The 9,139-nt window shown below is 42.2% G+C and carries 6 protein-coding genes and 1 tRNA gene; 4 read left to right on the top strand and 3 right to left on the bottom strand.

From position 1 onward, the window contains the following. Positions 1-415 precede the first annotated feature (415 nt). Together H6G26_RS35180 and dnaK are read right to left on the bottom strand one after the other, a co-directional pair. Entirely contained in the window at positions 416-1,411 is a 996-nt protein-coding gene (locus H6G26_RS35180) for a J domain-containing protein (protein ID WP_190735855.1), read from the bottom strand. A 160-nt stretch (positions 1,412-1,571) separates the two neighbouring features. After that, complete coding sequence (dnaK, locus tag H6G26_RS35185) at positions 1,572-3,656, bottom strand: molecular chaperone DnaK (protein ID WP_190735862.1); 2,085 nt, start codon at positions 3,654-3,656, stop codon at positions 1,572-1,574. A 508-nt stretch (positions 3,657-4,164) separates the two neighbouring features. Between dnaK and H6G26_RS35190 the strand changes: the two genes are divergently transcribed. Both H6G26_RS35190 and H6G26_RS35195 read left to right on the top strand, forming a co-directional pair. Then, complete coding sequence (locus H6G26_RS35190) at positions 4,165-5,013, top strand: M28 family peptidase (protein WP_190735864.1); 849 nt, start codon at positions 4,165-4,167, stop codon at positions 5,011-5,013. Between the two features lie 218 nt (positions 5,014-5,231). Next, the gene (locus H6G26_RS35195; RefSeq protein WP_190735868.1) at positions 5,232-6,761 is read left to right on the top strand and encodes a SagB/ThcOx family dehydrogenase; all 1,530 of its coding nucleotides are present in this window, start codon (positions 5,232-5,234) and stop codon (positions 6,759-6,761) included. 660 nt (positions 6,762-7,421) lie between these two features. Here the strand turns inward: H6G26_RS35195 and H6G26_RS35200 are convergent. Then, on the bottom strand, positions 7,422-8,339 hold the full coding sequence (locus tag H6G26_RS35200; protein WP_190735866.1) for a rhodanese-related sulfurtransferase: 918 nt from the start codon (positions 8,337-8,339) through the stop codon (positions 7,422-7,424). Positions 8,340-8,410: 71 nt separating this feature from the next. Here H6G26_RS35200 and H6G26_RS35205 point away from each other — a divergent pair. After that, positions 8,411-8,483: transfer RNA gene (locus H6G26_RS35205), tRNA-Ala, on the top strand. Positions 8,484-8,855: 372 nt separating this feature from the next. Continuing rightward, on the top strand, positions 8,856-9,053 hold the full coding sequence (locus tag H6G26_RS35210) for a DUF2127 domain-containing protein (protein ID WP_347242561.1): 198 nt from the start codon (positions 8,856-8,858) through the stop codon (positions 9,051-9,053). The last annotated feature ends 86 nt before the right edge of the window (positions 9,054-9,139 follow it).

Below are 9,139 nucleotides of genomic sequence, written 5' to 3' on the forward strand. Positions count from 1 at the left end.
GTCTTGCTCAGTCGTCAAGTCTATTTTTTATACAATCTTTTATGCTGATTTTCTGGAATTTGTCAAGTTTTATTTATACCAAATTAGATGAGCTTACCCTGCTCAATTAGGCAGAGAAGGGTCTGAATTAGCACCTTTTTTGCGAAGTTTTCCGGTAAAAAATTATTTAATTTTTTATCGTCCAATAAACGAAGGCATAAAAATTGCACGTATATTGCACGACTCACAAGATATAAAAACTATTTTTCAAGATGAAGGTTGAGGTCAAAATAATTCATAATTCATAGTTAAGTCTCTACGAATAAATGAGAGGGCTTAAAATATTGATTGCATTTTTTCTCCATTGATAAATTAAGGGACTTATAGCATTACTTACAAATTATTTTCGTAAATAGCTGGATATGCTATCTCATCTCTAACTCAGTAAATCAGCACGGGGTTTAAAGGTTTCAATTTGCCGTAACTTTTCGTAGAGTTCTCGTTCTTCTTGAGTAATATTTTTCGGTGTAACTATTTGAATTTCCACTAATTGATCGCCACGTTTGCCATCATCGCTGGGGTAGCCTTTATTCCCTAGCCGGAATTTTTGACCAGACCTAACTCCTTGAGGGATGGTCATTTTTACAGGCCCATCGAGAGTTGGTGCTTCTACTTGTCCTCCTAAAACTGCCTCTGTGGGAGTAACTGGTACTTGGCAGAGGATATTTAAACCATCTAACTTAAATAATGGATGAGGATTAACGGTAATTTTTAAGTATAAATCGCCACCACCAACCCCTTGGTTACGCAAACGTATGGTTTGACCTGTTACCATTCCTGGAGGCATACTAACTTCTAGCGATCGCCCATCTTCCAAGCGAATGCGTTCATTACCACCTTGATAAGCTTTTTCTAGTGGGAGCGTTAATCTAGCTTCTATATCTCGACGGGTAGTGCGAGGTGGGGTGCTAACTGTGTAGGCAACTTTTGTTCTGGGGGAACGAAACGGATCGGTATTATTACCATTATTGGACTTACTTGCCGTATTTTTATTTTTGACGCCGATAACTTGATTAATAAAGCTTTCAAAATCAGAGTATTGGCTTGGATCTACGTCCTGATTGCCGTTGCGATCACTAGGGTTACTCTGCCAGGTTTTAGCTTTTGGCGCTTGTTTATTGCCCGCAAAGCCTTTTTGCTTCCAGTAGCGGCTAAACTGGTCGTATTGCGATCGCTTGGCTGAGTCCGAAAGGACTTCATAAGCCTCGCCAATATCCTTGAATTTTTCCTCCGATTCTTTGTTACCCGGATTGAGATCGGGGTGATATTGCCTTGCTAAACGCCGATAAACCTTTTTAATTTCCTCACCAGAGGCGTCTTTAGATACTCCTAAAATTTCGTAGTAATCGCGGAAATTCGGCAAATTTTGCATAGTTAATGATTTAAATTTTAGATTTTTGATTAATTTAGGAGTTAAGAATTATTAGTTATGAGTTAGGAGTTAGGAGTTGAAAGATTTAATTTTTAACTCCTCACTTCTGACTCTTCACTTTTCACTCCTCACTTCTCACTTCTCACTTTTATTAGGAGTATTACAACCAATCATTGTCTTCTTCGTCATCCCAGTTATCTTGGTAGCTGGGACGAGATTTGCGTGGCGGACGGCTTTGGCTTTCATAGGAGGAAGAACGACTGTCTCGGCTATAGTCTCTGCCATAATCTTTACCGTAATCTGTGCCATAGTCCTTACTGTATGAGTCGCGTTCCCGATATGTATCTCTGGGAAAGTCGCGTTCTTTATCTTTATCACCAGTAAAGATGTCACGGATTGTACCAAACAAGTCGTCATCTTCATCTTCAGCATAAGTTTCCCTGACTTCCCGATTTAGCTCATAGAGAGCATCTTGCAAATCGGCGTAGGCTTGGTCAATACCGCGATCGCTATTTTCCTGGAGACTTTCCTTTAGTTGTCGGCAAATATTATCAATTCTTTGGCGGCGGTTTCGGGCAAACTGCATACCAAATTCCAGTGCTACTTCTCTAAGCTGTCGTTCTGCTTGGAAAATCAACGCCTCAGAACGAGTCCGCTTTTCTACTCTTTCTTTACGTTCGCGATCGACATCGGCGTATTTTTGAGCATCCTGAATCATCCGATTCACTTCTGACTCGTTCAAGGTGGAAGCGCCTTGAATGGTGATACTCTGCTCTCGCCCAGTGGTTCTATCTAGGGCTGTTACCTGTAAAATACCGTTAGCATCAATATCAAATGACACCTGAACTTGGGGAATTCCTCGTGGTGCTGGCGGGATACCATACAGCTTGAAACGTCCTAAAGACTTATTGTTTGCTGCCATTTCCCGTTCGCCTTGGACTACGTGAATTTCCACAGTATTCTGGTTATTTTCGGACGTAGAAAAAATGTCAGAACGACGGACTGGGATGGTGGTATTGCGGGGAATGAGTTTTTTCATCACGCCGCCGATGGTTTCCAATCCCATAGATAACGGTGTGACATCCAAAAGCAGCACATCTTTAAGTTCGCCTGCGAGAATTCCTGCTTGAATTGCTGCACCCACTCCCACGACTTCATCAGGATTGACGTTTTCGTTAGGTTCTATGCCAATTAAGTCCCGTACTAGCTGCTTCACCATTGGCATCCGTGTAGAACCACCAACTAACACCACTTCTTCAATATCTCTGGATGAGAGTCCGGCATCTTTGAGGGCGCGTTTCACTGGTGTCCGTAATCGCCCCACCAAATCACCACACAAGCCTTCAAATTGAGAACGCGTTAGACGAGTTTCGAGATGTTTGGGGCCTTCCTGATCGGCAGCAATAAAAGGTAAGTTAATTTCGGTGACGCTAACAGCAGAAAGCTCAATTTTGGCTTTTTCCGCCGCTTCCATCAGACGTTGTAAAGATTGTCTCTCGCGTCTTAAATCTACCCCTTCGGCCTCTAAAAATTGCTCTGCTAGCCAATCTACTATTACCTTGTCAAAGTCGTTACCACCAAGTTGCGTATCTCCACTGGTAGCTTTAACTTCAAATATGCCATCGCCTACTTCTAAAATTGACACGTCAAAAGTACCACCACCCAAGTCAAATACTAAGATAGTTTCCGTGTCACCTCGATCTAATCCATAAGCCAAAGATGCAGCAGTTGGTTCATTCAGAATCCGCAACACCTCTAAACCGGCAATTCTGCCAGCATCGCGAGTTGCTTGCCGTTGAGAATCGTTAAAATAAGCGGGTACTGTAATCACTGCCCCTGTTACTGGTTCACCCAAATAGCGACTAGCATCGTCGGCCAATTTCTTCAGCACCATTGCTGAAATTTCTTCTGGGGCGAAATCCTTATTGAGACGGGGACAGGCAACTTTAATATTACCTATTTCGTCCTTGCGGATGGTGTAGGGTACACGCTTGGAATCTGGACTGAGTTCGGCATACTTGCGCCCAATGAAACGTTTCACTGCAAAAAAGGTATTTTGTGGATTGAGGACGGTTTGCCGCCGTGCCATTTGTCCAACCACCCTTTCGCCTTCTTTGCTAAAGCCAACTACGGAGGGGGTTGTTCGCATTCCTTCTGCATTGGCAATCACCACCGGCTTGCCACCCTCCATAACGGCGACTACTGAGTTGGTTGTACCCAAGTCGATGCCGACTACCTTGCCCATGCGTTACTCTTCTCCTAAAGTGTCTTATATATTTATTATGATTGGGCGGAACTACCTCTAGCTTTGTGCTATTGGATGAAAACACCTCAATAAAGAGGCAGGGGGAAGGGGGCAGGGAGCAGGGGGAAATGACTGCTAACTCATGCAGAGCGGAACATGGGTTTGAGCCTTCCACTTCTAATAAGTGGTTTTCCTACCTGCGGTAAGCTAGCGCAACAAAGGGGGAATCCCCATTCTTTTCTATCCCCCTTGCTCCCTGCTCCCTGCTCCCTTGCTTCTTTCTCAATGGTATAATAGTCATCATTAAGGCAATAAGCTAAGAAGTTCAGCTAGAGCAGATAGTTGCAAGACTAGGATAGCATTGACGATGATTGGTATGTCCAAGCACCCTCTATTCTTGTTATCCTTTCTATATACTTTATCTGCAAGTTTATAAATGCACCTTAATAATACTTGCTTTGCTTGTTTGAGTGCCTGAAAACCTTAATATTGCCACTATTTTAAACATTTGAATTTAACAGAGCGATTACAAACTTCCCTGGCTGAGATTGCGCGAGAACGCGATCCTTACATGGCAACGGCTGGACATTTTTTTGTCCAAGAATACATTCGCCAGCAATTTTCCCAATGGGGGAGTGTGGAAATCCACACCTTTGAAGTCAGAGGTAAAGCTTGTAAGAACTTGATATTAAATTTACCTTGCCAAGGGAGACGACAAAAAAAGGATTTGCCACCGATTTTAATTGGCGCTCATTATGATGGCGTTCCGGGAACAGTAGCGGCTGATGATAATGCCACTGGTGTGGCGGTGTTGCTGGAATTAGCGAGAAAGTTTGCTGCTCAACCTGCAAGATATCCCTTAAGGCTAGTTGCTTTCGATATGGAAGAATACGGCTTACTGGGTAGTGCTGACTATGCAGCCCTGTTGCACGAACAAAAGCAACAGCTACGCTTAATGATTTCCCTAGAAATGTTGGGTTATACCGATTCTACGCCTGGTTCTCAAAGTTACCCCCCTCCTCTGGAACGCTTCTACCCAGACAGAGGTGATTTTATTGCTTTAATTGGTAATTTGCGGACATTGCCTGACTTAATTGGCATGAGCCGTAATATTCGCAAAGCTGGCGTATCTAGTCAATGGCTACCCGTTCCGAATCGAGGTTTAATAGTTCCTCAAACCAGACTTAGCGATCATGCACCTTTTTGGGATTTGGGCTATCCGGCAATGATGGTGACAGATACGGCATTCTTGCGAAATCCCCACTATCACAAAGCTAGTGATGCGATCGCTACTTTAAATTTAGATTTTCTTAGCGGTGTATGTGAAGGGTTGGAAATTGCGATTCGGCAGTTGTGAAAATATTAGACATTTCCAAAAATTAAATATGCATTATCCAGAATCCTTGTAGAGACGTAGCAGTGCTACGTCTCTACATTCTTTTTCACCAGATGCCCAATGCAGTTGTTACCAATTACTACTTTGTGAGTCTGAGGATTGTACGAATTGACACGAAATAATGAGGCTGAAGAATGCCAAGATCAAAAAAAGGATGCCTTAAGGATATTAAAAGTACTATGCCAGAATTACACCAATCAATTGCCCAGCATTACCACGAACGGACTAAATATAACCCTGAGACTCTCGCCTCCAAAAGTCAGCAGTTAGACTGGGCTAAACAGCCAGTACCTTTCAAAGAGTACAAAATTGGCTCTACTTTTGATCTCAAACCCTATATCCAAGAAAAAGCAGAGGGTGCTAATAACCCAGATGCTCAATGGTGGCAAAGACTTTCACGCCTGCTGTTTCGCAGCTATGGATTGACGGCGAGAATGCCTTCTATGGGTAGCGCAGTGTATTTACGTGCTGCTCCCAGTGCAGGCGGACTATACCCTGCCGAGGTGTATGTGGTTTCTCGTGGTACGGCGTTATTGCCACCTGGCCTGTATAACTACCAATGTCGGACTCATTCTCTGATGCATTATTGGGAAAGCGATGTTTGGCAAACTCTCCAAGCTGCTTGTTTTTGGCATCCTTCTTTAGAAAATACCCAACTAGCAATTATTGTGACTGCGGTTTTCTATCGTTCTGCGTGGCGCTATGAAGATCGGGCTTATCGGCGGATTTTTCTAGATACGGGGCACCTGTTGGGCAATATCGAGTTAGCTGGTGCGATTACTGACTATCGCCCCCATTTAATCGGCGGTTTTGTGGATGAATCGGTAAACGATCTGCTTTATATTGATCCGCAACAAGAAGGTGCGATCGCAGTCTTACCTCTGGCAGACTTGTTAGATGTCAATCAAAATTTGCCATTGGGATGTACTGCTTTACCTTCCGCCACCGAAACCAGTTATCCCCAAATTCCTGATGGTGAATTGCTGCCATATTTCCATCGACACACCCAGATCGAATCAGGTGTAACGGGCAATCTCAATCTACCAACTATCAAACAAGAAAAATCTTTAGAGGATAAATATAATTTTCCTTTCTGTTTGAAAATTCCTACCACCACTGCGCCTATAGACTGGGGACAAAAGCTATCAGAATTAGAAATTACTATGTATAAGCGACGCTCTACGCGCGCTTACAATGGTGATGATTTAAGCTTCGATGAATTGAAAGGTTTACTTGATTTCACTTATCAACCGCAAAATTACATCGACCAAAGTTTAGATATTTCTCCAGATTACTTTGATTTGAATTTAATAGAAACATTTATTGCTGTTTCGGGAGTCAAAGGATTGGATGCAGGTTGTTACTATTACGCACCCAAAGCCCAAGAATTACGCCAAATTCGCTTTAAAAACTTTCGGAGAGAGTTACATTTTCTCTGTTTGGGGCAAGAATTAGGACGGGATGCAGCAGCAGTGTTGTTTCATACAGCTGATTTGAAAGCTGCGATCGCACAATATGGCGATCGCGTTTACCGCTACTTACACATGGATGCCGGACATTTGGGACAGCGCCTGAATTTAGCCGCAATGCGCGTAAATGTAGGCGTTAGTGGTATTGGTGGTTTCTTTGATGATCAAGTAAATGAAGTTTTGGGTATTCCTGCCGATGAAGCTGTTCTATATATCACGACATTGGGACGCCCAAGATAAAAGAAACCGCAAAAAACACAAAGATTCTTTGTGTTTTTTGCGGTTCATTTCCTAACCTCAACTTCTGGGGATGAATCTATGATGTAAAGATTTTTAGTTTCTAGATTTTACCGTGCTAACATCCCCATTTTAATTTTGCTGACAATTTTTACAGGCTCAAAAAATTAACAACCTTACAAAAATTAAGAAAAACACGATTTTTATTTTACAAATATTTAATTGTCTTTGTGATCACTTTTTATGTTAATAAGTTGCTAAATTCTTCAAGTCTTTGTATATTTCAATCTTAACACCGATGTTATTTTATAGGGTTTCCTATTCTGCTGAGGTGCAAATTTATCTGTGTTTAATTACTTCTTCCTGTAGATCACTGAACTAAAAACCAACTTCAGAATATTTGTTAAATCAAACACTCAATTCATCGGAGTGTACCCGATTTTATAGTTAACCTTTTAGCGAGATTGTGCAAAACAATTAGTGGCGGGTTTGAATATCTTAATATATTGATTCTGAATTCTGACTCCTGACTTCTAACTTCTTCTTTAACAAGTGGTGGGGGTTTAAGTCCCCTGTCTCTACAGGCAGCAGGTTTTGTGTCGGGGTCTAAATCCCCGTCACAAAACGTAATTGCGAATTGTGAATTGCGAATTGCGAATTGTATTAACTCACATCCCGATTTTTAGAATTAACAACTTGGGTTTGGTAGTGCCGCCATTTTTCCTGCTGACGCGCTCTTTTCTCCTCAGTGAGGCTATCAAAACAATAGGGACAGGAGATACCTTGTTCATACTTTGAAGACACCTTATCTTCCTCAGAAATCGGACGTCCACAACAGAAACATAACTCATAACTTCCTCCCTCTAACCCATGACTGACAGCTACCCGCTCGTCAAAGACAAAACATTCCCCTTTCCATAAACTTTCCTGCGCTGGAACTTCTTGTAAATACTTGAGAATGCCGCCCTTGAGATGATAGACTTCTGCAAAGCCTTGAGCAAGCATGAAGGATGAGGCTTTTTCACAGCGAATGCCACCCGTACAAAACAGAGCAACCTTTTTGTGTTTACTTGGGTCGAGATGGTCTAGCACATAATGGGGAAATTCCCGGAATGAGCCAGTTTGGGGATTTTCTGCTCCTTGGAAAGTACCTATGTTCACCTCATAATCATTGCGGGTGTCAATAACGGTTACTTCTGGATCACAAATCAAATCATTCCATTCTTGGGGACTTACATAAGTGCCAACTTGTTCATTTGGGTCAATTTCAGGCAATCCCAAAGTAACAATTTCTTGCTTCAACCGCACCTTCATCCGCTCGAAAGGTGGGGTTTTGGTATGGGACTCTTTGTATTCTAAGTCCGCTAGACGAGGATCAGTACACAAAAACCTGAGAACAGAATCAATCGCCTGACGCGAACCCGCAATTGTACCGTTAATGCCTTCTTGTGCCAGCAAAATTGTCCCCTTGACACCTTGTGCTTGGCAGTAAGACAGCAAAGGATCTCGTTTCTCGGCAAAATCTGGTAGCTTGACAAATTTATACAGTGCTGCAACAACTTGGATATTTTCTGGCTTCATCCCTTTGGTAATTGAACAATATAAGTTACAATAACGACGGCAACCAAAGTTACCTGCTATTTTAATTTTATGGGGGTTTAGCTCAGTTGGTAGAGCGCCTGCTTTGCAAGCAGGATGTCAGCGGTTCGAGTCCGCTAACCTCCATTAGATGTAATTTATCCTACATCTGCTATGCCTACGGTCGTCACTGGCTTGTACTGAGCTTGTCCTGAGCGTAGCCGAAGTAGTTTTTCGTAACCCTTTGGGGAAGCAAGCTACGCGCAGCATCTGGTAGAGAAGTGCGGGCTACACCTACGCACAGACAATTGTCAATTAAACCCTATTCCTTATAAAGTAATGGGGTTATTTTACTTTGTAGGCAATGGACATTTAGTCTACTTATTGGGAAAAGCAAAATGTGCGGCGATTAAGTATTGCTACAATAAACGTCTTAGTTGGCATCATTAAAAACTACTCAATCAAAGTTTGGGTTCTACCTACTTAGGGGGTTGTTTGAAAAAGCGTCCATTGGGGTTAGTGGCAATTGTTCTTTACAAATCATTTGTCGCGTTGCTACTTATGATTACTTCACTCACTTTATTATTGACATTAAAAAATTATCACACTCTAGAGATTTTTTCAAAAAATTATGTTTTAGAAGGTAAATCGATAATTATTGATTGGCTTTTAAAAGAAGTAATCAACTTAAATCCCCGAACCTTAGAGGTTGTTTGAAAAGTGGTTGGCTGTGATTTTAGGCACTTATTGCTCCCCCCTAACCCCCCTTAAAAAGGGGGGAACCGGAATCAGAGTCCCCCTTT

The sequence above is a fragment of the Nostoc sp. FACHB-888 genome, from assembly GCF_014696655.1.
In the GTDB taxonomy this organism is placed as follows: Bacteria; Cyanobacteriota; Cyanobacteriia; order Cyanobacteriales; family Nostocaceae; genus Nostoc.

Coding starts and splice junctions, on each gene's coding strand:
- H6G26_RS35180 (WP_190735855.1), bottom strand. CDS start 1,411: ATGCAAAATTTGCCGAATTTCCGCGATTACTACGAAATTTTAGGAGTA.
- dnaK (WP_190735862.1), bottom strand. CDS start 3,656: ATGGGCAAGGTAGTCGGCATCGACTTGGGTACAACCAACTCAGTAGTC.
- H6G26_RS35195 (WP_190735868.1), top strand. CDS start 5,232: ATGCCAGAATTACACCAATCAATTGCCCAGCATTACCACGAACGGACT.
- H6G26_RS35200 (WP_190735866.1), bottom strand. CDS start 8,339: ATGAAGCCAGAAAATATCCAAGTTGTTGCAGCACTGTATAAATTTGTC.